This window comes from Terriglobus sp. (assembly GCF_965201105.1).
In the GTDB taxonomy this organism is placed as follows: domain Bacteria; phylum Acidobacteriota; class Terriglobia; order Terriglobales; family Acidobacteriaceae; genus Terriglobus.
The window spans coordinates 1,125,179-1,151,027 of sequence record NZ_OZ241741.1 but is presented as its reverse complement, the minus strand read 5'-3'; the positions used below and the strand labels follow the sequence as shown (position 1 = coordinate 1,151,027).

Genomic DNA, 25,849 nt, shown 5'->3' with positions numbered 1-25,849 from the left:
ATCAAGACTGAAACTGAAGGCAATTCGATGTCCTGCGTGCATGAGTGCAGAGCGCGTTCGAATAGGTGCGCTGCCAGCTAGATAGAGATCAAGCCCTTGAAAATGGCTGCGAGTGAGGCTGTACCGATGATGATCCAGAGGATGACCCCTTGAAGGAAGGGCTTGATACCGACGGCCTTGAGTGTCTGCTTTGAGAGGGAGGTACCGATCAGGAAGAGTGTGGCAGTCAACCCTGCCTTTCCTAATCGGTTGAGATCCAGATACGTACCCATGAAGCGCGGGAGATACGTACTCAGCACCGATGCTCCGACGAATAGGAAGATGAACCAGGGGACCTTCACTTTCGTTTGATGTTGTGAGCTTCCGTCACGCTTAGCCAACCGGCTCATATACGTTGCCGTGATAAGCGAAACCGGAACAATCCAGAGCGCTCTTGCAAGTTTTACGGTTGTACCGATCGCCAGGGCCTGCGGGCCATACTTGGCCGCCGCTCCGACAACCGATGAGGTATCGTGAATCGCCAGAGCCGCCCACAGTCCAAACTGGTTTTGGTTCAGATGGAGCCACCAGCCAATGGCTGGGAAGAGCAGCAAGCCGACCGAGTTCAGCAGAAACACAGTGCCCATCGACACGGAGATTTCTTGCTCGTTCGCGTCCGTGATCGGCGCGATGGCAGCGATCGCCGATCCGCCACAGATGGCCGTGCCCAGGGTGATCAGGTAACTAGCCTTGCCGCCGACATGGAAAACCCTGCCCAACAGAAGGCCCAGCACCACCGCACAGCAGATGCTGATCGCTGTGTACAGAAACCCGGACTTCCCGGCATGGACGACCTGCTCAAGATCTATCCCAAACCCCAGCAGGACGACTGAGACTTGCAGCAGCAGCTTAGCCAGAGAGCTGGCCTCGATCCGATATGGATGGACAACGGCGAAGCCAAACGCGATGCCACCAACAAGGGCCACCGGCGGAGATACGAGTCCGCTACCGGCTACCAGCAGACCGAGAAAGAAGATCGAGCGCGCATCAAAGGCCTTCTTTGGGGTTCCAGGACCCGTCTGGCCAAGATTCCCGGAAGCCGGCGCATACGCCGGGTGGATATCTTCGGCCGTCTCCGTGATGAAGTAGATTGGTCTGCTTGCTGCTACGGCGCACTCCTGTGTCATCGTGTTAGTCACGTGTGTTCCTCTACAGTGACTATCGAGCCCCGCCAGGACCGCGTCCAAGTAGAAGTTCTAATGCCCCATAAGGCCCGCACCACAGAGGCTCAAGCGGGTTTGATTTTGGTGGAGCGTCTTGGGGGAGCGACAGCGGCATATTCCCGGAGAAATGTTAGAAAACTCCCCAACTTGCCGGTGGGCTCAGGGCCCGCTCGATAAGCCAACGAAAAGCTGCGTGACAGTTTCAGGCCGTCGACCCGTGCAAGTTTTAGTGTGCCAAGTGCAAGTTGATTGCGCACGGCCCATCGCGAAACAAAGGTGACGCCAAGTCCAGCTTCGACTCCACTCAGGAGACCTTCCGTGGAGTCAAGTTCCATTCTTGTGTTAAGGTCTTTGGTCTTCAGACCTGCGTCGGCAAGTGCCTGCTCGATGATGCGTCGCGAGCCTGAACCGAACTCACGGACTATCAGAGGTTCCCTGCGAAGTTCTTCGAGCGTGATCTTACGATCGGCCCACTCATGGCTGGACGGGACTACGAGCACCATATGGTCCGCCATAAACGGTTCTATATGCACATCCGTTCGCTGTTCCGGTCCTTCTAATAACGCGACCTGAATGTCACCGGCCACCAGCAATGCGAGCATCTCATCGGTGTTTCCACTTCGCGCTGTTATTCGGACTAACGGACTCGTCCGCAGAAAAGCCGCGATGAACGTAGGCAGCAGATACTGAGCAATCGTCTGCGATGCTCCAAGACTTAGATCTCCCGCCTCCTGGCCATATGCCCTCGAAACAGCCGCAGTCGCATCGTCCGTCAGTGATTTAATCTGTTCCGCAAAGGGGAGCAATGCCGCGCCACCCGGAGTGAGTGAGACGCGTCCACCCGCGCGATGAAAGAGCGGGTGCCCGAACTGTTCCTCGAGCGCCTTAATCTGCTGTGTGACCGCAGGTTGCGTCAAAAGCAACTCCTCTGCGGCCCTGCTAAAACTTGAGTGCCTGGCTACAGCCCGAAAAACCACCAAACGAAAGTTCTCAGTCATGGCTACAGCTCTGCCTCACACGGATTACCCTTCTCAACACGACGATAGATGTTCTCCTGTCAGATTGAGTACAGCTTCTTCGGGAAGCCTGAGAGTGGCCCTGATATAGATACGAATGCACTCTACGCAATGACCAACGCTATTTCGGCATCTCGTCAGCAACCCACCGATCCGTTCCAAGTGGCGAGAACAGGGCGATGCACTCATCGACTGATCCACAACCGGGCTAGGTAATGAGAAACGCTCTTGTGGGAAGCGATCAGGCCATTGTGACGAGAATGTATGGTCCGCGGCGTGACTGCAAGGTTGAGTTTGATCGAGAGACAAGTCTGCGGCAATGTATTCAACCTTTGGTGGAGCCGCGTGCTCCCGGCCAGGATGAGTTCCGCTGCGCATCTGTCCTAAACAAGCCGATCAGGCGATGCGGCCCTGATCGTCAACAAGTTTCAGATGCGCCGTTGTGACTGTTCTTTCGTCCTTGCTGTTCCTGTGCAGACCTTGGTGGGAAAGCCGTCGTCGTAGAGCGGGAAAGTGGGAGCGCGTCAGCGCTTCCAAGCCGCAGGCGTCTTTTCCGCTCTATTTCATGCCGCTGCGAGACTCGCTACAGGCCTGTAGTCTTCTCCGCTGGAAAGCACGGCCCATGCGATGCGGGCGAGCTTGTTTGCCATGGCGACCACCAGTACGTTGCGTGGGGCTCTGGCTTCGAGTGCGTTCATCCATGCCCCGATTGAGTAGCGATCGCGCTTTATTCGCATCGCGGCAGCGCGTGCTCCGTGAATCAGAATCTTGCGAAGGTAGGTGTTGCCCCGCTTGCTGATGCCCAACAACCTCGCCTTGCCGCCAGTCGAGTATTGCCGCGGCACCAGGCCGAGCCATGCTGCGAAGTCTCGGCCCTTGCGAAACGCAGCGCCGTTGCCTATCGCGGCGACGATGGCCGTAGCAACAACGGGGCCGATGCCTGGGATCTTCCGTATGCGGCAGCACCCCGCATCGTTGGCAGCGATCTGTTCGAGGCTGTCGGTGAGTTCATCAATCTGCTCTTCAACGGCCTTCCACTCCTCATACAGGCGACCGATCAGGTTGCGCATCATCGGCGTCAGGGCGTTTTCCGCGTTCTCACCTGTATCGTTGATCCCGTCGTTATCGCCTTCATTGACGAGCTTACGTCCGCTGGACTTCCTTCATCTGGTAACGATAAGCGAGTGGAAGCAGCGAACGCTCAGCTAAGCTCAACCCTTGCTGCATCTGCTCCATTTAGCAGGTCCACCCTCGACCCTTTAGGCTGATCCAAACTGTTAGCGCCAGCCGGGGACACTGTCGCTGGTGGATGTGCCTTTCTAGCGTGGTAGAAAAAGGCGAAGAACAAAGCAACGAGGATGATGGCCGCAAGCATGATGCCGAAGAAGAACTTGTTGAAGTTTTTTGTTCGGAAAGGACTGCCGTTAGCGGACGGCAGTCCTGATCTAAAGTCGTCTTTGCGCATTCTGTACCCCTAAAGAAACTGTACCTACACCGACTGAATGACGGGCGTTACGACAGGCAATCTCCCGCGAGTTGCAGCCGATCTTTTGGCCACTAATGCAGGGGATACTTCACTAAGGAACGCTTAGACCAATTTGCTGAATAACAATCAAGCGGTGAAGAATCCTGTGAGTTCGTGGGCAAGGCGTCCTGGCTGTTCATCAGGAATAAAGTGACCAGAACGCTCAAAGACTAACCCGCGCAGGTTCTTCGTCAGAGGTTTCAAAGACAGTTCCAGAGCTTTTCCTAGGCTCAAACTTGCACCTATTGCCAAGACAGGCATACTGAGCTTTGTTCGGGCGAACACCCGGTTATCTTCCGCATCCTGCCAAAATGCTCGATACATATCAAAACTCGCCCTGAGCGCACCAGGACGACTGTACTCTTCTGCGTAAGCTTCGATGTCCTGCGAAGCAAACGCTGACTGGTCAGAAACCATGTTTCGAATGAACCAGTCGAGAAATGGCTTCTCGTGTCCGAAAATGAGCCATTCTGGAAGGTCAGGCACCATGAAGAAGGGCATGTGCGCGAACTCGCCGGGCTTACGGATGGCGTACATCTGTTCAAGTCCGAAACCTGGTAACAGCATCTCGACCATTGTTAGCGTTCTGGTACGCTTAGGCCATTGTGAAGCAAAGGAGTAGGCCACTGCCGCGCCGATGTCATGACCGACAACGTGAATCGCATCGATACCTAAGGAATTAAGCAGCTCAATTAAGTCGCTCGCGAGTGCCTTCTTGTCATAGCCGTCCGAAGGCCGTTGAGACTCACCAACCCCCCGAAGGTCTGGCGCGATCAATGTGTAGCGTTCTCCAATGAAGCAGCCGAGCTTTTCCCATAGGCGGCCGGTCTGCGGAAAGCCGTGGAGACACAAAACCGGCTCCGGACCGTTGCCGATCCGGCGGCAGTGCAGACGGAGGTGCTTAGCTTGGTAAGAAAAGTGGAGGACTTCGCATTTCAAAGAGCACCGCCTAACGCTGTGTGTCGTGTTGCAACAGGTGTCACTTGCCCGACTAGACCGGCACGATCTTGCAAAAGAACGGTAGTGGCATCTTAAAGCCCCGGTCTGTGTAACAGCTTGTGACAGTCGCCAAGTAGTCCGGATCGTAAGCAGCACCAGAAAAGAAGTGCTTGATCGAGTCGAAGTGAGCGTAGTTGATGACGAGAATAGCTTGGATTAAGTAGACTGCCGCAAAGGGATAGGAAGAGCGCATTTTCCGGTTTCAAAACCAAGGTAGTGCGTCCTGCCATCCTTGCCAAAGCGCGTCCACATCGCCTGGACCTGGAAAGCTCAAAACGGATGACTTGAATTCTGCTGACATCGATCGCCCTGATGTAGTCGAATCTATATCGCAATGCACCAGACGATCATTGCACGCGCACAACGTTAACACTTTCGAAACCGGATCAAACTTACGATTTCAGATCATCGCTACGAGGGCATACTACGTCATCACATCCACTTGTGTACGCGCCTAAGGACACTGCACCATGCTCCTGCCTCCACATCCGCGGGCTCATACCAGTTGCTTGGCGGAATGCCGTCGAGAAATGGCTGTGCTGCGAAAAGCCGCACTGGCCAGCAATCGTTGTCACAGGTTTCCTCGTACTTTTGAGGAGTTGACAGGCTCGCTTCACCCGCAAGGTGATCAAGAAGTTATGAGGCGAGTAGCCGGTGGCTTGACGAAACGCTCGAGTGAACTGCGGCTTGCTAAGTTGCCCCAACTTCGCCAGCTGATCAAGGCTGAGGCATAAATCGAGATGTTCGTTCATGTAGTCGATGACGCGCCTGAGCCTACCCGGAGAGATACTAACCTTCGGAGGCCGACTTCGCACATGGATGTTGGAATGGCTTCGAAGAAGATGGACCAAGAGAGCGTTGGTGATTGATTCCACCATCAGACGTGCACCTAGACAGGGGTGCTCAGCCTCTGAGCGTAGGATGCCGATGAGCCGGTATGCTGCCTCATCGGATTCGGCCAGTTTCGGCAAAAGATATACTCTGCTCGGATCAAGATCGAAATCCGCCGAAACGACATCTGCCAGTGCTGAAGTCGATAGATTCACGAGAACGACTTCAGGTCCGCCGCGAAACACTCTCTGCACGGTCGACCCAGACGGGTTCACCCCAATCTGCCCGGGGACGACCCAACGTTTCTGCAAGGCACATCCAATGTTAGCCTCCACGAAGAACGGACCAGCCAAATGGCACACGAGCATATTGTCCCGTAGAGCTGGGACACTTATCTTACGAGGGAGAGAAGAGTAGTGCTGTAGGACCACATTTCGCCAGTCTTCCGCAGGACTGGTCATAACGGGCGCGCTCGCCAGAGCCTCATGCAACTGATCTGGAGCGACAAGTATGTCCTTTCGGCCAAGCTTTGCACTGTGCAGCATAAGCTCCTCAGGTGAGATGTTTAGTTCCGAAAATACCGGGAGAAATCCTTACTAGGGACCACTTCGATGTGTAGAGGACCGCTTTGGCCGCAAGCGGGACAGATAATCAGACCGGTCACCGCTCCGTCTTCATTAACGTCGCTTTTCTTATTGACGCTTCCGCATCGAAAGCACCTGTGCACAACTACGAACGGATTGCTTTGGCCCAAGTTCATCACGAACCTTCCTAAAGGCTGTCGAGCACCAGCAAGTTCCATCGCCGGTTCCCCGTCTGACTTGGCACAATCCGCCTCTCGGCGTCGGGGCGATCATGTCCGGCTCGAAGGCTGTCTAGGAAACGCGTTGGCGGAGGGACGCCGAACCCTTATTTGGACTAACGTCCTCTGCCTGCGACCTCTGCCCGAGCCCCTTCTATTTGACCCAGATGCTCACCCAGCGACGCCGAAACGATGCACTCGTCCGACCCAATAGAAAAGAAGTGCGATGGAAACATGGGAGACAAGAGCTTGGCGCTTTTGCCACCGTTGCTGGATAGTTCCGCTAAACCGGTACTATCTTGCAAAAGAACGGCAGTGGAAGAGTGAATCCATGATCCGAATAGCACTTCTTGATTGTTTCGAGGTACGTCGGATCATAGAATGCTCCGAGAAAAAAGTGCTTCACGGAATCCAGGTGGGCGTAGTTGACCACAATATATTGCTGCTTCGCATCAAGCGCCACGAGAGGTAGTGACGAACGAAACTCACCGACTTCAAAGAACCATGGAAGCGCCGCCTGCCATTGCGGCCAAAGACCTTCCGGATCGCCAGGACCGGGAAAGAGATTGAAGAAGTGAATGACACTCGGATCACGCACAACGTGGGCGTAGCGGTTGGTATTCTTGAAAAGGTTCACGCTTTGAGTCGTCGAGTTCTGCGTGAGGAACGAGAAACCACTTTGCTTCGAGGTGAAAGCGTCTACCGCAATCTTTGCCTGTTCGCAATCCTTGTATTCCAGCAGCAGTATCCAATCGGCACCCGGGTTGGCACCCTCAGCTACTTTCAGGGCTGCCTTGAGTGCCGGGAAGCGGTCAGGATCTTTTTCCAGATGGCGATCGGCGTCTTTGAGCATCGTTTCGCAAATGGCCTGATCGAACGGCATTGCTCCGCCCATCTCTTCGCGGTGAAGATGCCGGAATGCAAGCACTTCGATGAAACCGTTGGAGGGAGCATCACTTCTCAGACTCTTTGCAAACTCCCGAACGGCTCCGACGAACTTGTCAGAATCGTCCGTTTTGATCATCACGACGATGAAGCCTGAGTCGCTCGGCTCCCATGTAATAGCCTCCGTGAGGGAGGGAGCTTGTGGATTTCCGATTCCGGGAAACGGAAATTTGGTGAAGTCAGTCGGCATTGTGAATCCTTTCAGGTTAGATGAAATGAACGGACCGCAAGAAATATGCGGCAACTGTTAGCGAAGTGCGGGCTTATGTCCTGCCCTTGGGCTGAGACGTATGCTCACTGAGGAATTGCCGGAGGGCTTCGCCGATCGCGGCAGGGGAGTCTTCCATTACGAAATGTCGTCCCGGCACAGCTATTTCTTTCTGATTGGCCCACTTGCGGCAGGCGTCCACCTCTTCACCGCCCTCGCGCAGGATCACACCATCCTCAGCCCGAATAAAGAGCTTTGGAATCGGACTTGACTTCATGAAGTGGGCGTAGGAGTTCACGATCTGGTGCAGGTCGACAGGATCGGTTTCGCCCTCCATCGGGATCTCTCGTCCCCAGATAAGGGTGGGAATACGGCTTTCGCGAGTGGGATAAGGGGCGCGGTAACGTTCCATTTCTGCTGTGCTAAGCTGCCGGGCTGTCATCGTGGTCAGTACTTTCTCCACAAAGACGTTCTGGCCTAAAGCAAGTTCCTCGCCGGCCGGCGAGCGAAGAAGACGGAACATCTTTTCGGCCTCTCCGAAGCCGCTCCATGGCCGCGGCTGTACGAGTGCTTCCATGTACGTAACGGAGGCAATTTGATCCGGAAAGCGCTGGGCACGATAAAAACCCAAAGCCGACCCCCAGTCATGAATCACGAGATGTACGTTGCGCGTCGCACCGACCTGATCGAACCATCGATCAAGAAGAGCAGCGTGATCGGAAAAGCGGTAAGAATACAGAGGGTCTTTTGACGACTCGCCCATACCGATCAGATCCGGCGCCAAACAACGACCGAGATGCTTTACAGAGGGAATGATGTTTCGCCACAAGTAAGAGGAAGTGGGGTTGCCGTGCAGGAAAACGATTGGGTCGCCTTCGCCGATGTCGACGTAAGACATTTCGAAAGCGCCGACTGCAATGCGTTTACGAGGATTCGTATCCGGGGCCAGGTTTTTGGTTTCGTTCTTCATCAACAATCACCTCTTGACGATACGGTGTGGTACAGTACATTCGATGCCGAAGCTCGTTGCACGGATGCGCTCAAAAGCCAATTTTCGGAGTCCAAAATTGAGGGGCTCAGTACGCAGCGGACCACCTCGCTAGCGTGAGAACTTTGCTCATGAGGGGAACGCGATATTCAGCAGCTAATCAAGGTGTACGTCCGGTACCGCTGACATTCCTGGTCGCAGTTTGTTGAGATCCCGCTGCTGGGGGACGATGCGGATTCTCACCGGCAGGCGTTGCACGATTTTCACGTAATTGCCTGTCGCGTTCTCCGCCGGAAACAGACTTGCCTTGTCCCCAGTAGCCGCCGGCATGTACTCCACCACGCCGTCGAATGACTCAGCAAGTGAGTCCACCTTAATGGTCACTTTCTGGCCGACGCGCATCCTGCGGAGTTGCGTCTCTTTGAAGTTGGCTGTGACCCAAACGCTTTCAGTTTGCACAATTGTAATGAGTTGTTGTCCCGCAGAGACTCTTCCTCCCATCTCCGCGCTGCGTTCGCTTGCGATACCATCTACCGGCGAGACGATGTGGCAGTAGCTTAGGTTGAGAAGTGCGCTGTCCAGCTGCGCTTTTGCAGCACCGGCCTGAGCTTTGCGAGATTCCACGGTCGCGCTTTGAATTGCTAACTGGCGAGGCGAATTTGTTGCATCCTGAGCAGCTCTATCCTGCTGCTGCCGCAATTGCGCTGTACGCGCCTCCGCTACCTTGGCGGAAGAGGCTGCTGCAGCCTGAGCTGCATCCACTGTCGCGTTCCCAGAACCCGCATTAGCCACATATTGGTCGAAATCGGCCTTTGAGATCTCCGACTTCTCAACGAGTTGTTTGTAGCGAGCCAGGTCCGCCTGACTCTTGCTGTTGTTCGCCTGCGCCCGGCGAAGTGAGGCGAGGTTGTTCTCATAGTCGCTTTGGGCACTAGCGAGAGTAGCCTGTGCATCGAGGACTCCTTGCCTGTCTACTGAAAGCGTGCTTTCGTTGGAAGTCCGAGTGATGGGAACATTCGGATTTTGCGCGTCGAGTTGGGCGCGGGCTTGCTCGTAATTGGCCCGGGCCTGTGCGACCTGAACTTCGTAATCTTTTGGGTCCAAATCGACCAGTATTTGTCCGGCCTGGACCGGCTGCCCATTTTCCGCGTGCACCCCAGTGATCGTCCCATTCACCCGGGAAGCAATGGAGTTAAGGTGCCCGTCGATTTGTGCGTCATCGGTAGATTCGTACGTCCGAGAGTGAAGGAGCCAAATTATTCCTCCGACGATAAGCAGGGTACCAACCATAAAAGCAATGAAGATGCCGCGGCGCTTCCTCGCGAGATCTTTCGGAGACCTCTCATCTTTTGTGTTGTCGCTTCCGGCTTGGGTCTGATCCTCCACATGTTCGGAACTACTAGCGTCATTCGTTGCCACTCGGTCCTCAGCTTGAGACGTCATGATCAATTTCCTTTCAACATATTAGGTGTGAACAGCTCAGCTTGACCGGAGGCTCGGGCTACACTGATGCGAGCGAGATTCAGGATGAGGAGACTGCTGATATAGTCGCGCTCTGCAGAAGCAACTGTTTCCTCCGACTGCACGACTTCCACTGAATTCGTTACGCCAGCGCGGAATCTGTCGAGAGACTGATTTAGAGTTTCAGCCGCCACAGCGCGATTATCAGTGGCCGTAGCAATCTGATCTGTCGCCACCTGCAAATCGACATAGGCTTCCCGTACCTCAAGCTCCACAACGCCCTTCTGATCGGCATACTCAGCTTGCCGCTGACTCACGGCTGAGTCAGCCTGAGCGACATCCGCTTTGGCTCTACCCCCTTCGAAAATAGGAATATGAACCGAAGCTGAGGCTTGAAACACGGAAGCTCCTTTGTTCGGGTTTACTCCCTGCACTCCGTACATGCCATTCACTCCAAGCGAAGGCAGGTATTCCGCCTTGGAAGCCCGCAATGCGTCCTTCGCGGCTTGCAGTTGGATTCGAGCCGCTTGCAGATCAGGCCGAGTTTCAGCAGCGGCTTTGAGCGCCTCGTCGATCGTGGGTGCCCTCATAACTTGCGGGAGAAGCTGCTCACTGAGGGAAAGCTGCTGATCGACAGGCAGACCGATCAGCCGGTCCAACTGCATCATTTGCTTCGTTAGGTCGCCGCGCAGTGAACTCAATCTCTGCTGCTCCGTGTGGAATTCAACGACGTTGCGGTTGCGGTCGATCACAGGAATCGTGCCGGCGCGGACTTGATCGTCGGACAGCCTGAAGGTAGCTTCCGCTTGTTTCACCTGAGCTTCTTCCGAAACGACATTGGCTTTCGCGGCAAGCACGTTCAGATAAGTACCAGCGACCGCAAGAACCACAAGTTCTCTTGCATCTCGGGCGCTCATCTCTGCCGCGTCCGCGGAAGCCTTCGACTGACGCAGGTTGTAGACAGATGTCATACTGACGTTTTCGTCGAAGTTGGCTAACGCGCTGTAGTAATGGAACGGGCCGATCGTGACTGGTACTGGGGTCGGGCCAAAGATTCCGGTTGCTAAACCGAGAGTCTGCAAATCCAGCTTCTGGCCTACCACGGTCACAGTGCCATAGATATGCGGAAGCATGCCACTAAGTACGGCCAGCCGTTCCCCGCGGAGCTGTTTGAGAGAAGAGTTCGCGGTGATTGAACCAAGATTGAATCTCAGACCGCGCTGAATTGCGTCCGCAATCGTCAGAGTCAAAGTGCTGTGCGGCGGATTCGGGTCTGGAACGCTGCCCCGATACGCACCCGACACTTGAACAGAACTCCTGACCGTGTCAACACTGGAGGTCCCGATGCTGCTGGAAGACTGCTGTGCCTGGACGCCACCAAACTGGTTCCTGCCCGATAGCTGCAACTGCTGCGCCGTAGGCGTAGCCTGGGAGGAGTTTCCTTGGCCAAAGCTGGACTTGCAGGAGCAAACAGTCGCACACAGCAGCAACGTAAGAAACCGAAGCCGCCTTCTCAAGCTCGGACGTTGGTGTGAGGTAACGCGATAGCGAACGGCAGCGGATCTATCTGCAATCGATCTGGATAGCAATACTCTCACGCCATAGCCTCCCCGGATGACGAACCCTCGCCTGGATCATTTCTGCTAAGCACTAGAGCGCAAAGACTCATCGCCACTGCCAACCAGCACAACATCCGGTAAACGTCCTCATAGCCCATCACAGCAGCTTGCGTATTAAGCTGCATATACACCCGGCTCCTAGCCATCGGCATTGCCCGGACGCCACCAAAATGACCAGCTAAGATCGAGAGGCGATCTACAAGTAAGGGATTCGAAGGATTCATGTTGGATCCCAACCGTTCCTGATGAAAGAGCGCCCGATTTTGCTGCATAGCTCCCGTTGTCGAGATGAGGATGCTGCCCCCGATATTGCGTGCAAAGTTGATGATTCCGGAAATCTGGTTGCTGGCTTCTCGCGGCAGACCGATATAAGCTGCGGTGTTCACAGCGATAAAACAAAATGGAAACGGCGCCATTTGGACCACGCGCATCCAGGACGCAACTCCAAAGGTCATTTGTAAGTTGATGTGAGTGGAAGTGTAGTAAAAAGCAGCAGCGAATCCCGCGAAGGCGCAAGCGATGATGTTCCGAGCGGGGAATTTACTTGGAGTCAGCCCCCCTAAGGGCATCAGAAAGAGCAGCAGGAACCCTCCAAGTGTCAGTGCCTCGCCCGCCAGTGTCGCGGTATAACCGAGCACTTGCTGAGTGAATTGGGGCAGAAGGACGGTTCCCGAGTTCAGCACGCCCCCCACAAGCATCATGAGCACAACACAAATTGTGAAGTTCTTATATCGAAAAAGCCTCACATTTATAATCGGGTTCTTGCTTCTCCATTCCTGCCATACCAGCCCAACGATGCTGACGACAAATATCAATAAGCACGTTCGAATTAAGTTGGACTGCAACCAGTCTTCTTCTTCTCCCTTGTCGAGAAAGATCTGCAGGCCTGCCATGGCCAGCGAAAGGAAGCTTAGCCCGAGATAATCCAGTTTCTTTAAGTTGGCCCAACTTGCTTTTATCCAGGGTGGGTCCTCGACGAAGCGAGTAACAAGAAAAGAAGCCAGGATTCCGACTGGAATGTTGATGTAAAAGATCCAACGCCAAGAATAGTTATCGGTGATCCATCCGCCCAGAGTTGGGCCGATGGATGGCGCCAAGACGGCTACCACCCCGTACAAAGCAAATGCTTGGCCGCGCTTATCTTCCGGGAACGAGTCAGCCATAATAGCCTGCGCCATAGGTTGCAAGCCGCCTCCTCCAGCCCCCTGGATGACCCTGGCGAGTAGCAAGATGGGAAGGGAAAACGCGATACCGCAAAGAAAACTCGAGAAAGTAAAAATGGCTATACACAGGAGAAAGAAGTTCCTTCTACCCATCACCCCCGATGCCCATGCTCCGAGAGGAAGAACGATGGCATTCGAAACCAGGTAGCTGGTAAGCACCCAGGTGCTGTCGTCGGTGCTGACAGCCAGGTCACCAGCTATGTGCGGAAGGGCAACGTTTGCAATGGAGGTGTCGAGCACCTCCATGAAGGCTGCAAGAGCCACTGTTGCCGCGATGAGCCAAGGGTTCACCCTGGGTTTCCACTGCAGTTCCTTGTTAACCTCACTCATAGTCACCACCATCCCTGTGAGGACTGGCCTTCGTAGGCGCAGATCGTTGTCGGCTGATAAGTACTCGATCTAACGACGAGTGCTGCTCCTCTTCACTCACTGCTCATCCCTTTAGACAGTACTGTATCGTACAGTATCGTATATGGCAAGTCCACGGAGAGGCAAGCTGGCGTTCAATCTAGAGCAAGATCTTCTCTACTACGAGGAAACCGACCCGTGAAGCAGCGTCTGTATCGCTTCTTCGACGCAGCTGTTGATTTCTCTTTCGGACGCAATGTGCCCTACAATCAGGGCTTTCCAATGGATGTTTGTACGAAGCATTCCCGCAAAATGTTCAGCGGCGAGGCTGGATCTTGGAATTTTCCATTCACCGCTTTCGTTGGCAATTTGAAAACGTTTCTCCAAGCTCTCCATCAAACGCCCTGGGCCATTCTTAAAGAAAAGGGGTCCAAGTTCGGGAAAGTGCGGCGCCTCCGCAATCACACCCCGGAAGAGTTCCAGTGTTTCCGGCAACAGCAATGTGGAAACGTAACGCTTTCCGAGTGCCCGAATGTCGGCAATGAGGTCATTCGTGAATTCCGATTCGGACCCAGGGACCATCTGATTTGCAACTTCGTGAACGATCTCCGCATACAGAGCCTCTTTGCTTGGGAAATACCGATACAACGTCAGCTTTGAGCCGCCGACGATCTGCTGAATATCGTCCATGGATGCGCGAGCATACCCCTTAACAAAGAAAACCTTTTTGGCAGCAGCCAGAATCTCGTCACGCTTGGCGGCTTGACGTCGCGCGTGCCCTTCGGTTTTCCTTACCTTGCCTGCGTGCGAGTCGTGTTTCTTCACATCACGATTTTCTCGCATTACCACCGTCGAGAAAAGCGCGAGTAGCCCATAGCTGGCTTGTTTCTCGAGTCCACCTTGGTTCGCCGCAATGACGATTGATTGCCGTCGCGAGCGGAAACAGAGCAATTTCACGGCCCAAACGTGCTCAGGCTTGAAGACCTGGCGCGGATGAATATCGTCAGAGTCTGTCTCAAATCACAACTGCGCGACGGCTTTGATGACGTCCTCTTTGTTAGTTGCTGTCGACAGCGCGGCGACCGTATGGGCTGCCCCCGATCAGGTGTTCTGCCAACTCGACATGTGTTGAACTCACGCCCTCTAGTATGAAGCTCGTCTTCAGACATGTGGCTAGCAGTTCAGCCTATCTAGACCTTGTTTCCTGCGCTGATCTGTGGATCTCGAAGTTCGCGTCTCTCGAGCGCCGAATCGGGTCTGAGAGCGGGCAACTTTGGCGGAACGGTGTTGCGAGCGACTGCTCTCTTTCGGTCGGACTGGGTAGTCAACGATTACCGGGTGTCCCGGAATTCGACACCTACATTTCCAATGTGCCCACGAGAGCGAATAAACTGCCGGGCAGATAGAGTCGGGAAGCTATCGTGACCGTCGCGCTTTGGCTCCAAAACTTCTTCGCCACTCTAGCGAGAGAGTGCGAGAGAAAACTGGTCATTGTCTGGAGGGCGGAGGGATCGCACTAAGCTCCGAACAACGTCCCCTATCACCTTACTGTCATTGTCTGCCCGAGCGACCAGTCTGGTTCGCAGGCGGACTTCCGGCACTGCAAGTGGCCGAATTGTGATCCCCGTACCCAGAACTCTCCAAGCGCTGTTTGCCGGCAAGACGGCAATCCCAAAGCCCCTCAGAATCAGCTGCAGAGCGTCGTCTGCCGTCAACACATGGTGCAAAGAACAACCGGGCTTTGTTGCAGGACGAACGGTGCGCACGACCGCGTCGTGGAGATCTGGTTGCACCTGGCGTTCGAAGAGTATGCAGGAGCGTTCTTGTAAAGCGTCAGGCGCGATCTCACGCTGAAACGCTAGATCATCCTCACTCGGCATTGCAATCCAGAAGGGTTCATCGGCGATGAGAAAGCCAGAGAGGCGGGGAGTTTCGGATAGTCCAGAAAGGAAGGCTAGGTCAAGAGTACCGTCCAGCAAATCGAGCGTCAGTTCGTCGCACAACCTGCTAGACAAATGGACCTTCAGGTTGGGGTAAAGTGGTAGGCGCAGGGACAGCAGTTTCGTTATTAGATACGGGTCAGTGTAGGGGCATCTGCCCACATGGACCGTAAGCCCGATCGGTTCATTGGCGGCCCTGGATAGATTTACGGCGCGATCGACGTGCTGCAGTGCAAGCCTTGCCTCGGCAACAAAGACCTCTCCGGCAGATGTTACCGTGACACGCTTTGATTGACGCAAAAACAACGGGTATCCGAGATAGCTTTCGACTACCACTATTTGCTTGGTCAATCCAGACTGCCCAATGCGGAGCCGAGCTGCAGCGCGAGAAAAGTGTCGCACTTCGGCGAGGGTAACGACCGCACGTAGATGCTTGATCTCGAGGTCTCGCATACCGCCAACATCCCGGGAAAACTGTAGAACACAGAACTTAGACTCGTCCATTGCACAAACGGAGCAGAGATTGACGCCGCTCGGAACAGTTCCTCGTCCGCGAACGATTCCACCGCGGAATACTTGTGTGACGCCTGGGAATTGGACTTCGCGGCAGGAACTATGGAAGCTGAATACACAAGTTGGAGGTCGCCTCTATGCACGAGAGAAGCCTTCTCGAAAAGAAGCCACCGGCCCGCGCTACGGGTGATTCTGACAACCGTTTGCTCGTAGGCCGCAGGGAAGCCGCCCAGATGCTCTCTATAAGCGAGCGCGCCCTCGACTACCTCATTTCGAACAAACAACTCTCGGCAAGGCGCATCGGTGCCCGTGTGCTACTTTCCACGCAGGAACTACGACGATACGCGACGGGTGACCATCCGGCGCCGTTGGCGACCGCAACACGTATGGCCTAGCACTCCCGAGAGTGAACGAACACATAAGTTGTTGAAAGCGATCTGCCGCGACTACGTGCGCTAGCAACGTAAGCTTTCACCAAGGCCGCATCGGTTTGCACACAATCGCATGCGGTGGGGCATCCTGAGAACCCAAGGGCATCCCAAAAAGACAAGCGCCGGATCGCCTTCAATTCTGCTGACCGATGCAAGCTTTTCGTTGATTACTAGATATGGGATGGCACGGGGCAGGTTCTAACTGCCGACCTTTCCCTTGGAGCGCGCGTGCTCCTTTCCACAAGGAACTCAGGCAGTACGCAAGCGGCGACCATCCACGGCCCCTGGCGGACGTAAAAAGCTCCGCCGCCTAGCTAGCTTTCATCCCTGGATCGAGACGATCGATTGCGGCTTGATTGTGTTCTGGAGCGAGGTGAGCGTACCGAACCGTCATTGAAATCGTTTTGTGGCCAGCGAGTTCCTGCGCAGTTCTCAGGTCCACTCCGGCCATGACCAAACGACTGATAAAGGTGTGGCGGAGGCAATGCCAAGTAAAGCCTTGCAGCCCAAGCATCTCGCGTGCGGCCTCTTCAACTGCAAGCTCCCACCAAGTGCGAGAATCGTTCAGATTCGCGCCCCACTTCGTGAGATGGACTCGCCCAGCGTGTCGCCCGACTGCCTTACCGTCCTCATCGTTCACTTCTGGCCGCCGCGCGTAGAGAGCCTCATAGGCCGCACGGCTAGTTCTATTCAACGGGATCTCCCGGCTACTGCCGTTTTTTGTTTCCTCAAGCTGGATTCGGTTGCGCTTGAAGAACACTTCCGGCCACTCCACACTGTATTGCTCGCCCTTTCGCATCCCTGTATGGAGGGCTATATCGAACTCTTCGATGTGATGGGCACAGCGCTTGAGAATCACACGTCTAAGTACCGCTTCTTCGTCATGCGATAAGAACCTGAGACGAGCATTCTTCTCAGGACGCTGCTCGACCAGACGAGCCGGATTTCCACTAACTTTCCCGTCAGACAAAGCAATCTTGAATGTCTTCCCAAAGACATTCTTGTAGCGATTCTTTGTGGCAGGCGCCCACTCGTGTGCCTTTAACCAAGCGTCGATCTCGGAGGGTTTTATCTCGTCCGCAATCCGCCCGCCAAAGTCTTTCAAGATGATGTTCATGCGTATGCGGAAGCTGCGAACATCTTTGCGACCGTGTTCGATGTACCACTCGATCGCCTCGCGACCGATGACCTCGAACTTGAGCCCGCGGCCGCGAAGATTTGCAGGCATCTTAGCGCCGCGGATTAGGTCCGATTTGCGGATCGCATAGAGGCTGATTGCGTCCTTCTTACGTCCGACGCGCTCGCGCTTCAGTCTGCCGTTCACACGGTAACGAATCCACCAAACACCTGAACCCGGCTCCTTTTCCCAGACGCCTTTGGCACGTGCTGCGCTGCGGTTCGCCATATATCACCTCGCCCACAAACACCTTAGCAAAGTATCCCTGGAAGTATCACCAAGCAGAATCACGCAGCAATAGCCTCCCACGGAGGAAACTCCTGTGCTCCTAACTTGTGATTTGTGAACGATTTATGTGGTGCCGGGAGGGGGGGTCGAACCCCCACGAGGTTGCCCTCGGCGGATTTTGAGTCCGCTGCGTCTGCCAGTTCCGCCATCCCGGCGCAATCACAGTTTCGCATGCACATCGACTCGTCGCAACACCGGTTTTTTCGCCGCCTCGGCATGTCGGATCGCGATGTGATATGCATGCTCTCTACGCTTGTGGGGCACGAACGTGCATCGTACCCCCAGGCGTTGCGCGATCTGCTCGCCCGGAGGAAGCCGGCCGAATGGTCCGGGGTTCAACAGAGATGTATGGTGTGAACATGGTTCTTTGGGAGCAACAATCCAGGCGCTCCGTTCGGGGCGTTCTGTGACCGGACGAGCAGATGGGCCGGATCACGGTCTGCCGGAGTCCGAATCGGACAGTGCGCTTTTAGCGCGAGTCCAGACGGGGAACGCACACGCCTTGGAAGTTCTATTTCAACGCCACTCAAAACTCGTCTACTCCGTTGCGCTCCGAGTCCTTCGCGATCCGCGCCTAGCGGAAGATTTGCTTCAAGACATTTTTATGCAGCTTTGGCGTAAGCCGATCCAAGATCTGCGGACCGAGGCAAACATTCCCGCCCTGCTGGCGGTGATGACCAGAAACAGATGCATCGACCAGATCCGAAAACAAAAGAACACAGTTGGAATCGACGATGTCCAGATTGCTTCCTCGTACAACCTGATCGAGGACTCCGAACAGAGATTGCTTGTGCAGCGGGTGCGTTCCCAGATGGACACCCTTCCGTCCAACCAGAGGCAGGTTTTAGAATTAGCATTTTTTGACGGTCTGACCCATTCAGAGATAGCGGCGCAGACGGGTGTTCCGCTCGGCACAGTCAAGACGCGGATTCGTACGGCTGTTCAGCGTTTGACGAGGGAGGTTGCCGAATGAGCGCGCAATTCATCCTGAACGACGACGATCTGACTCTGTACGCGTTGCGACTGCTGCCCGATGCAGAAGCTGCATTGATCGCCCGTCACCTTGAAGAAAATACGGGTGATCGCCGCAGGCTTGCATTGATCGAGCTGACGTTGGGCATTTTCGCCGAATTGAATGTAGAGATGCAGCCGGTCCCTGAGAACAGCTTGAATCGGCTGCTGCAAGCGATTGAGGAACCGAAGAAGCTGGCACCATTACCCAAACCTGTTGCGGCTCGCGTGAAAGGCCGTCAATGGTCGATTTTCGATCTGCTCCCCTGGGCTGGCTGGGCCGTCGCAGCCACACTCGCATTGCTTGTTGCCGGCCACTACGCACCGCGTCAAACACATTTCGCCAACGAGCTTGCCGGTGCACAAGCCAAGGCTCGGCAGGCGGCTACTGCAGCCAAACAAATCAATGCAGAAAACAGCGCTCTTCGAACTGCGTTGCAGCAGACTTCGGAACAGGCAGCAGCCACGCAAAACAAAGCTTCCGACGCTGAGCGTCAGGCCGCAGCTCTGCGGGCGAAGGCGGATGCCGCGATCGCAGAAGCAACCAAGCAAGGTGTCAAAGCGGATGATTCGGCGTCTGTCGCGAAAGAGGCAAGCCGCGAGCGCGATATTTTACAAGGTCAATTGAGTGCTCAATCTGCCCGGGCCGCGCAGATCGCCGCGCAATCCGCTGACGCACAAAGCGTGGTAGCCGCCCTTAGTAATCCGTCCGCACTCCGAGTCACCCTGACGGTTCCGAAAAAGAAAATCAACCCGTCCGGACGCGGCGCGTACCTGGCCAGCACCGGAGCTCTGGTCTTCATCGGAAGCAATCTGCCAGTTCCCGAAACGAACAAAGTTTACGAGCTCTGGTTGATGCCGAGTGATGGCTCGGCACCAATACCGGCAGGAACCTTCGTACCTGACGCAGCGGGCAATGCCACGGTAGTCAACGCGAAATTCCGGCAAAACGTGGCCGCAAATGGTTTCGCGGTGACCATAGAAAATCAGGGAGGATCGCAGACACCGACCCTTCCTCTTGTTCTCGCCGGCACCTAATCGCAAACACCTGTAAGGCCCCCTTGCTGTTACGCTTCCCGCTTAGCATGGGCCGCTCCGTTCGCGAAGGCTATTGGGTTGACGCACCAAACCCGATACTTCCGCAGCACAGGTGTCTCTGTGTGTCTTCTCGGTGAACATGCTGGTTCTCCGAAATGATTTGCGTGACCTGACTACAGTGTCTGTGTAACATTTGGATTGTCCCTGCACGTCTGGAATTTTGCTGAAGGTCATCCCGCGTGTCTGCAGGATGGCCCGAGGTCGATGATCCAGTAACATCCAACAGGAATCTATCCATGACTCTCGCGCACCATGCTCTTTCAGAAGCTCCTAGCGGAGTACTGCCCGCTGCAACCCCGCACCTTTCTGCAACAACAACCGTCTACAAAAAAGGAATCCCCCTTTCGGGTCATAGCTGCATTCGTATCTTGCTGCTGTTTGCCATAGCGGCCGTGTTCGGCTTAGCCGGTGCACAAAGCTTGAAGGTCACCTACGGTGCGAAGGGAATCCAAACACTTTCGTTTGCCGGTACAGTGCTTGAAGATGTTAGTGCGTACCCATCCGACTCTTTCCATATTCACCACATGAAGTGTGAGGATTTAGGCGGACAGCCCATCACCTCCGGCCAGTACGGCTGGGGAGAGAACAACAACGGTACAGCGTGGGACGGTGCGACTAATACGGAAACCTACATCTTTTCTTGGGGATCGATTGCCGTTCGCTTTGTGCAGACTGGCAATAACCTTGACCTGGTTGTGACCGAAACGAATGCCGCCAACTCCGGAATCAAGCTTGATGGAGCGGAGATCTTCCCACTAGCTCTTCACTTTCCGCGTGACCCCAATGGTTTCGGTGGCTACTCCCAGTTTTTAAACACCACCACTGGGCCGGCGGTCAGTACAGCGGATTTCGGCTCTGGAATGGTAACTGCTGTGTTACCTGATGAATCTTTTGCGATGTACGGCGGCTGGAAAAATCTTTCGGCGAGCACTTACAGTCCGCTCATGTCGACCACCTCTCCAGATGGTCTAGCCGCATTTCTGCCGCACACGGACCACCCGCTCGCTCCTGGTACGACCCTTCGCTATACCCTTTCTCTGCGATTTACCGCAGAGGGCGTCGCTGCCGACGCAAGAGATGGTTACACCAGCTTCAGCTCGACGTACCCCAGTCAAATGACATGGAGTGATCATCGCATTCTTGGCACTGCATATCTGGCAAGCTCTCCCGCAAACCCGGGTGACAAGACTAAGCCCGGCGGATTTCCAAACAACCCGCGCCGGTACTTTAACGACCCATCAGTAAACGTTACGCAGCAAGCGGGCCTACAGACCTTTCAAGATCGGGTGCTCGCTCAAGCCGCAAGCAACGTAGCAAATACACGCGCTATGAATGGTCAGGGTATTGTAACGTGGGACCTTGAAGGTGAGCAGTACCCGCAGGATACAAGTTACGTCTGTTCGCCGGACCAGATCGCAACCGTCGCGCCTGAAATGGAATCACTGGTCCTGAATAAGCGGTCTCCCTATTTTGGCACCAGGCTTGACGACGCTTACTTCAAAACTATGACAGATGCAGGTCTGCGCGTCGGCGTCTGTGTTCGTCCACAGGTTTTCGCGCTTGCGCCGAACGGCTCCGCGAGCCAGAGCTTTCTAACTACAAACAGCGCGATCGTCGCCAACCTGGAAAAAAAGATAAGTTTCGCCAATACGCGTTGGGGAGTAACCGTTTTCTACGTCGACAGCACTGTAGATAACATCGGTGGAACGCTCGACCCGGCTATCTTTCAACAACTCATTACAGATTTTCCAAGCTTTCTCTTCATCCCGGAAGAGACGACTCCACGTTACTACGCCTACAGTGCGCCCTTTTCCTCATTTCTCTTTCATGGGACGATTGGGACCGATCCAGCTATTTACCAGTCTTACCCCAAGGCTTTCGGAGTCACCCTCGTCAACGATGTAGCCGCTCCAACGCTGCAAGCCGCTATTCCTGCTCTGACTCAGGCTGTTGCAAAGGGTGACATCCTGATGGGGCATGCGGATTACTGGCAAGCAAACGATCCCACTCTGGTATCCATATACCAGGCGGCGGGGGCGGCTTCTCCGCCACCGGTTCAGGTAAAGCCTGCCATCACCTGGAATACACCCGCAGCGGTCACTTATGGAACCTCCCTTTCAAGTGCTCAACTCAATGCATCCGCCTCGACTGCTGGCTCCTTTACGTATAGCCCAGGTTTCGGAAGTGTCCTGCCTGGTGGCGTGAATACTCTTATGACAACATTCACGCCGGCTGACGCTCAAGACTATACCAGTGCGACCGCCGTAACGACGCTCACCGTGAACCGGGCCGTTCCGACTGTGACATGGCCACAGCCAGATCCAATTAGCTCCGGTATACCGCTTAGCGCGGCCCAACTTAGCGCAAGCGCGAATGTTCCAGGAATCTTTACCTACAACCCTCCCGTCGGCACAGTGCTCTCCTCCGGGACAGCACAGCTGGCGGTCACATTTCTTCCGTCCGACTCCGTGGACTACACCTCCGCGATCGCTGCAGTCAGCCTTTCAGTAGTGCCGGCGAACGCTACGCGTCCTGTGGCAACTTGGCCGACCCCAGCATCGATTGTTTATGGCACTCCACTCTCTGCCCAGCAGTTGAACGCCTCGTTCTCGGCTCCTGGAACTATTGCTTACGTGCCGGGGCTCAACACGGTCCTACCCGCAGGCACCAGCACGCTTCAAGCTGTATTTTCACCACTAAATCCGAAGGCCTATCAATCGTCAGCGGCTTCCGTTCAGATCAATGTGACGAAAGCGCAACCTATTATTAGCTGGACAAATCCCGCTCCTATCGCCAGCGGCGTTCCGCTCACTTCAGCGCAGTTGAATGCCAGTGCGTCCGTCGCAGGTACATTCCAATACTCTCCAGCAGCCGGTACAGTGTTGCCGCCCGGTTTGCAAAAACTGGTTGCGCAGTTTACCCCTGCTGATAGCGGAAACTACACAGCATCGTCGACCTCGGTAAACATTCCGATAACTCCATCTTCACCAATAAGTAACAGCAATCTCTATATTACGTCACCGTCAGCTGGCGATGTGCTCAGTGGAGTGGTCACGGTAGCCGCGGTATGCAGACTTACCTTGGATTCTGCTGGTACGTATCTGGTGGCGGACGGAATGCAAGTGGGTGATCGAAGAGTCGTGGATGGTCCATACTTGTACACGCTTGACACACGCAAGCTCAGCAACGGAACTCACATCCTACAGATTTGGGCTCACGATATCGGCGATCATGTCACGCTCTCTGCCCAGGTTCCAATCCTCGTCGCTAATTAGCTCATTTCGAGTCTTGGAAAAGTTATCCAGCAACGAGACGGCGACTTTGGCTCCTGAACAATCGCTTTGATCAAATCATTAATGATTGTCGGCGAGACTTGCGAACGCCTTTGTTAGGCAATGGCCGTCAGAACTCAGGCATCTTATCTCTTCTGGTTCTCTCTAAGTTCTGATACAGGGAGGTGATGCATGACGAAAGCAGGTTCGATTCGTAGTCTTGCAACGGTTTGCTTGCTGGGCTGCTTTTCAGGGGTGATGCGCGCCGATACGACAGCGGCTACGCTAACGGTTGACAAGACCACCGAAGTTCCCGGTGGAGTGCTGAAGCCAGGCGTGTATACCATCGGCATTGTGGATAGTCTGAAGGACCGGATGGTCGTGCACATCGATGGTGATTCAGGCAAGACGCATCTCCTGTTTTTGGGAGTGCCGAAGCCTCCGATGGGCGTAGCGGGCACGCACCCCGTGGAATGGAATGCGAGTGGATCGAGTAAACACGCACTCCGCGGATACAACTTTGGAGACCAGTTCGTCGAGTTTGTATATCCGAAGAAAGAAGCCGTTGCGCTGGCGAACTCTAACGACGCTGGTGTGGTTGCAATTGACCCGGCATCCGAAGGTAGGCCGGAGCTGACCAAACTCACCTCGCAAGACCGCGAGATGGTCGGCCTGTGGATGCTGACCCCGGTCGAGGTTGGGCCTCATCAGAAAGGCATCAGCGCACAGCATTACACAGCCGCAGCCCCGGTAGTGGCAACAGGCAACACAACGAGCATCACTTCCACAAACACCGCGTCATCCTCAACCCGTATCCCCGTTGCGCCTGCAAATACGAATACATCGTCACCGGCACAGATGTCGCGCTTGCATGTGCCGCCTGCAGTGAAGGCGTATCGGCCGACAATCAAGCGATTACCGCAAACGGGAAGCGAGATGCCGATCATATGGCTTTTAGGCAGCTCTTCCCTGTTGGGTGCGCTTGCACTGCGAGCACGGCGAAGCTTCACAGCGTGATTGGGATGCGGAACTCGGGTCATCTATCAACCCGCAATTTGATCGCCGAGCGCATCCTATGGCTCGGCGCTCTTGTTTGCCTCGGCTTCGGCTCAGTAACTCTGCTCATGGGAGTGCGGACCGACAGAGAGGCATCTCAGCGTTATCCGGCAAGCTCCGTTCACACACAACAAGTTTCGGCCGAGGCATCTCACCAGACCTCGCCAGGCGCCCATGTCGAAGGACGACTTCAAATCGCTGCCCTAAATTTGTCAGCGCCGATTCTCTCAGAATGCAGCGATAGCGCTCTGCGACTCGGCAGTTGCCACGTTCCAGGAACCGCTGTTGCAGGCGGTTTGGGCAATATGGGCATCGCTGGACACCGTGACGGGACGTTTCGTTCGTTGCGGAACATTCGAGCCGGGCAGCTGATCGACATCTTCGCTGAGGAAGGTCATTTTCAGTACAGTGTGGACACAATGGTCGTTGTACCAGCCGATGACATATCGGTGTTAGCAATCCGAGATCAACCGGAGCTCACTTTGATCACGTGCTTTCCATTCAACTACGTAGGTGCTGCGCCAAAACGGTTCATCGTCCATGCGCATCTAATTTCTGTGGACGGCGTCTCATAGACCTCTACGTTGCTCAGACTTCATCATCACGAAGCCAGAGCTATTCACATAAGTGCTCGGAACCTTGCAAGCTGATAGAAATATCTCGGTCTACTATGGACGCTCTTCACAGCTAGATGAAGGACTCGTGCATAGATCGCTCTTGTACAAGGGAATCGGGAACAGATCGCGTGACTAACAGCCGGTCAGCCAACGCATTCTGCATCGTTCTGGCCCTGTTTTCCCAGGTGCCATCCTGGCTCGCCTTCCAACGCTCTTCCGCAGCACCGTCGTTGAAGCCACATTCGCGCAAACGATCCAGAGCAGCGATGGCCTGTTCAGGCGTATCGACCAAAGTGAGTAGCGGTTCCTTGTGTAGAAGCTCCTCGAAGCCGCGCGTCGCGAGCATGGGACGGCATGCAGCAAGATGCTCATAAAAGCGAGTGCTCGACCCCGAGTAGGTGGGTTCACATTTGCGGTACGGCAGCACGGCGACATGAAAACCGCGAGCGTACTCGGCAAGCGCTCCGTAAGACTTTTTCCCAACAAATCGAGTATTCTCCGTGTGCTGGACGGCCATCCGGGCACGGCTCTGGGCCGCATCAGGGATGTGCATTTCGGTAGGCCCAACGAAAACCCATTGCAACCAGCAGGTCTGGCGCACCAATGCCTCGAGCAGAAGCCAATCCATGTTCCCGGCCAGGTTGCCGATCACACCAGCGATGGGCCGGTTGTCTCCCGCAAATTCCTTCAGAAGTAAAGGTTCCCGAAGCGGACCTGGCAGGGTATTCCTCTGACGAGTTGCATTCGGCAGGACGACTATCTTCCTTTCATCGCATCCCTGTTGCTCCAGATACTCTGCCAATCGCTGAGAGTTAGGGCAGACAAGTGTAGAAGCCGCACACATGCGCCGATCCAACAGTGGCACGTTGACGCCGCGTGCGCTTTCATACTGAGCAATCATATCTGTGAGCCAATAAACAACCGGTCCGGGCCAGCGTTCCGCGACACCCGCGAAGTACGGAACCGTACAGACGAGAACGTCCCGCGAAGGCGCAGCACTCGTCTCATTTATCAGCTGTGCCAAGCGTTTCGCCAGATACGATCCAAGCCATTCCGGAGCTCTCGCATAACCACGTAGCAAAGGAAGAGCCTGCGTGGTAAAGCGAGTGCCCGGTGACGACGATCGTCGTGCTAAGCCGTTCCGCCCGAACAACGCACGAGAGAAGCTGAATTCGGGTACCCATCCTGTAACTTCGACATCACGGCTTAATGCACAAGCTAATTCTTCGTCCAGCACATCTGAGATTTGCAACATGTGCCAGTGCGGCGCAGAGTCCAT

Annotated in this window: 19 protein-coding genes and 1 tRNA gene; 5 read left to right on the top strand and 15 right to left on the bottom strand. The window is 54.9% G+C overall.

Translation table 11 applies throughout. The features are described 5' to 3' along the window. Positions 1–77 precede the first annotated feature (77 nt). From ACOFKT_RS05060 to ACOFKT_RS04995, 14 genes are all read right to left on the bottom strand, one after another. Positions 78–1,178: a YeiH family protein gene (locus tag ACOFKT_RS05060; protein WP_419806330.1), complete on the bottom strand. Its 1,101-nt coding sequence runs from the start codon at positions 1,176–1,178 to the stop codon at positions 78–80. 89 nt (positions 1,179–1,267) lie between these two features. Further along, positions 1,268–2,200 (bottom strand): LysR substrate-binding domain-containing protein, encoded by a 933-nt coding sequence (locus ACOFKT_RS05055; protein WP_419806329.1) that lies wholly within the window; start codon positions 2,198–2,200, stop codon positions 1,268–1,270. Positions 2,201–2,781: 581 nt separating this feature from the next. Next, positions 2,782–3,333, bottom strand: a complete 552-nt coding sequence (locus ACOFKT_RS05050) for an IS110 family transposase (RefSeq protein WP_419807112.1) — start codon at positions 3,331–3,333, stop codon at positions 2,782–2,784. A gap of 497 nt (positions 3,334–3,830) precedes the next feature. After that, a complete protein-coding gene (locus tag ACOFKT_RS05045) occupies positions 3,831–4,682 on the bottom strand; it encodes an alpha/beta fold hydrolase (protein WP_419806328.1) in 852 nt (283 codons plus the stop codon). A 452-nt stretch (positions 4,683–5,134) separates the two neighbouring features. Continuing rightward, complete coding sequence (locus tag ACOFKT_RS05040; RefSeq protein WP_419806327.1) at positions 5,135–5,494, bottom strand: helix-turn-helix domain-containing protein; 360 nt, start codon at positions 5,492–5,494, stop codon at positions 5,135–5,137. Positions 5,495–6,658: 1,164 nt separating this feature from the next. Further along, on the bottom strand, positions 6,659–7,510 hold the full coding sequence (locus tag ACOFKT_RS05035) for a hypothetical protein (RefSeq protein WP_419806326.1): 852 nt from the start codon (positions 7,508–7,510) through the stop codon (positions 6,659–6,661). Between the two features lie 73 nt (positions 7,511–7,583). Next, positions 7,584–8,498 (bottom strand): haloalkane dehalogenase, encoded by a 915-nt coding sequence (locus tag ACOFKT_RS05030; protein WP_419806325.1) that lies wholly within the window; start codon positions 8,496–8,498, stop codon positions 7,584–7,586. A 174-nt stretch (positions 8,499–8,672) separates the two neighbouring features. Further along, positions 8,673–9,959 carry an HlyD family efflux transporter periplasmic adaptor subunit gene (locus ACOFKT_RS05025; protein WP_419806324.1) on the bottom strand — a complete coding sequence of 429 codons (1,287 nt, stop codon included), beginning with the start codon at positions 9,957–9,959 and terminating at the stop codon, positions 8,673–8,675. Between the two features lie 2 nt (positions 9,960–9,961). Then, positions 9,962–11,227: a TolC family protein gene (locus tag ACOFKT_RS05020; protein ID WP_419806323.1), complete on the bottom strand. Its 1,266-nt coding sequence runs from the start codon at positions 11,225–11,227 to the stop codon at positions 9,962–9,964. 344 nt (positions 11,228–11,571) lie between these two features. Continuing rightward, on the bottom strand, positions 11,572–13,191 hold the full coding sequence (locus tag ACOFKT_RS05015; protein ID WP_419807111.1) for a DHA2 family efflux MFS transporter permease subunit: 1,620 nt from the start codon (positions 13,189–13,191) through the stop codon (positions 11,572–11,574). Between the two features lie 156 nt (positions 13,192–13,347). Beyond that, a complete protein-coding gene (locus ACOFKT_RS05010; protein WP_419806322.1) occupies positions 13,348–14,124 on the bottom strand; it encodes a TetR/AcrR family transcriptional regulator in 777 nt (258 codons plus the stop codon). A 503-nt stretch (positions 14,125–14,627) separates the two neighbouring features. Next, positions 14,628–15,560: a LysR family transcriptional regulator gene (locus ACOFKT_RS05005; RefSeq protein WP_419807110.1), complete on the bottom strand. Its 933-nt coding sequence runs from the start codon at positions 15,558–15,560 to the stop codon at positions 14,628–14,630. 801 nt (positions 15,561–16,361) lie between these two features. Then, positions 16,362–17,456, bottom strand: coding sequence for a tyrosine-type recombinase/integrase (locus ACOFKT_RS05000; protein WP_419806321.1), 1,095 nt, complete (start codon positions 17,454–17,456; stop codon positions 16,362–16,364). A gap of 128 nt (positions 17,457–17,584) precedes the next feature. Beyond that, positions 17,585–17,671: transfer RNA gene (locus ACOFKT_RS04995), tRNA-Leu, on the bottom strand. A 113-nt stretch (positions 17,672–17,784) separates the two neighbouring features. Here ACOFKT_RS04995 and ACOFKT_RS04990 point away from each other — a divergent pair. From ACOFKT_RS04990 to ACOFKT_RS04970, 5 genes are all read left to right on the top strand, one after another. After that, positions 17,785–18,489 (top strand): RNA polymerase sigma factor, encoded by a 705-nt coding sequence (locus tag ACOFKT_RS04990; RefSeq protein ID WP_419806320.1) that lies wholly within the window; start codon positions 17,785–17,787, stop codon positions 18,487–18,489. Next, the gene (locus ACOFKT_RS04985) at positions 18,486–19,565 is read left to right on the top strand and encodes an anti-sigma factor domain-containing protein (protein WP_419806319.1); all 1,080 of its coding nucleotides are present in this window, start codon (positions 18,486–18,488) and stop codon (positions 19,563–19,565) included. The genes ACOFKT_RS04990 and ACOFKT_RS04985 overlap by 4 nt, the downstream gene beginning before the upstream one ends. Positions 19,566–19,861: 296 nt before the next feature. Continuing rightward, complete coding sequence (locus tag ACOFKT_RS04980) at positions 19,862–22,900, top strand: hypothetical protein (RefSeq protein WP_419806318.1); 3,039 nt, start codon at positions 19,862–19,864, stop codon at positions 22,898–22,900. A gap of 189 nt (positions 22,901–23,089) precedes the next feature. After that, entirely contained in the window at positions 23,090–23,914 is an 825-nt protein-coding gene (locus ACOFKT_RS04975) for a hypothetical protein (RefSeq protein WP_419806317.1), read from the top strand. Continuing rightward, positions 23,845–24,528 carry a class D sortase gene (locus tag ACOFKT_RS04970; RefSeq protein WP_419806316.1) on the top strand — a complete coding sequence of 228 codons (684 nt, stop codon included), beginning with the start codon at positions 23,845–23,847 and terminating at the stop codon, positions 24,526–24,528. The genes ACOFKT_RS04975 and ACOFKT_RS04970 overlap by 70 nt, the downstream gene beginning before the upstream one ends. 112 nt (positions 24,529–24,640) lie before the next feature. Here ACOFKT_RS04970 and ACOFKT_RS04965 read toward each other — a convergent pair whose 3' ends face one another. Further along, positions 24,641–25,849 (bottom strand): hypothetical protein, encoded by a 1,209-nt coding sequence (locus tag ACOFKT_RS04965; RefSeq protein WP_419806315.1) that lies wholly within the window; start codon positions 25,847–25,849, stop codon positions 24,641–24,643.

Excerpts from the sequence above, each read along its gene's own strand:
- ACOFKT_RS05055 (WP_419806329.1), bottom strand. The coding sequence starts at position 2,200 with ATGACTGAGAACTTTCGTTTGGTGGTTTTTCGGGCTGTAGCCAGGCAC.
- ACOFKT_RS05005 (WP_419807110.1), bottom strand. The coding sequence starts at position 15,560 with ATGCGAGACCTCGAGATCAAGCATCTACGTGCGGTCGTTACCCTCGCC.
- ACOFKT_RS05040 (WP_419806327.1), bottom strand. The coding sequence starts at position 5,494 with ATGAACGAACATCTCGATTTATGCCTCAGCCTTGATCAGCTGGCGAAG.
- ACOFKT_RS05025 (WP_419806324.1), bottom strand. The coding sequence starts at position 9,959 with ATGACGTCTCAAGCTGAGGACCGAGTGGCAACGAATGACGCTAGTAGT.
- ACOFKT_RS04970 (WP_419806316.1), top strand. The coding sequence starts at position 23,845 with ATGGCTTTTAGGCAGCTCTTCCCTGTTGGGTGCGCTTGCACTGCGAGC.
- ACOFKT_RS04980 (WP_419806318.1), top strand. The coding sequence starts at position 19,862 with ATGACTCTCGCGCACCATGCTCTTTCAGAAGCTCCTAGCGGAGTACTG.
- ACOFKT_RS05030 (WP_419806325.1), bottom strand. The coding sequence starts at position 8,498 with ATGAAGAACGAAACCAAAAACCTGGCCCCGGATACGAATCCTCGTAAA.
- ACOFKT_RS04985 (WP_419806319.1), top strand. The coding sequence starts at position 18,486 with ATGAGCGCGCAATTCATCCTGAACGACGACGATCTGACTCTGTACGCG.
- ACOFKT_RS05035 (WP_419806326.1), bottom strand. The coding sequence starts at position 7,510 with ATGCCGACTGACTTCACCAAATTTCCGTTTCCCGGAATCGGAAATCCA.
- ACOFKT_RS04965 (WP_419806315.1), bottom strand. The coding sequence starts at position 25,849 with ATGGACTCTGCGCCGCACTGGCACATGTTGCAAATCTCAGATGTGCTG.
- ACOFKT_RS04975 (WP_419806317.1), top strand. The coding sequence starts at position 23,090 with ATGACGAAAGCAGGTTCGATTCGTAGTCTTGCAACGGTTTGCTTGCTG.
- ACOFKT_RS05000 (WP_419806321.1), bottom strand. The coding sequence starts at position 17,456 with ATGGCGAACCGCAGCGCAGCACGTGCCAAAGGCGTCTGGGAAAAGGAG.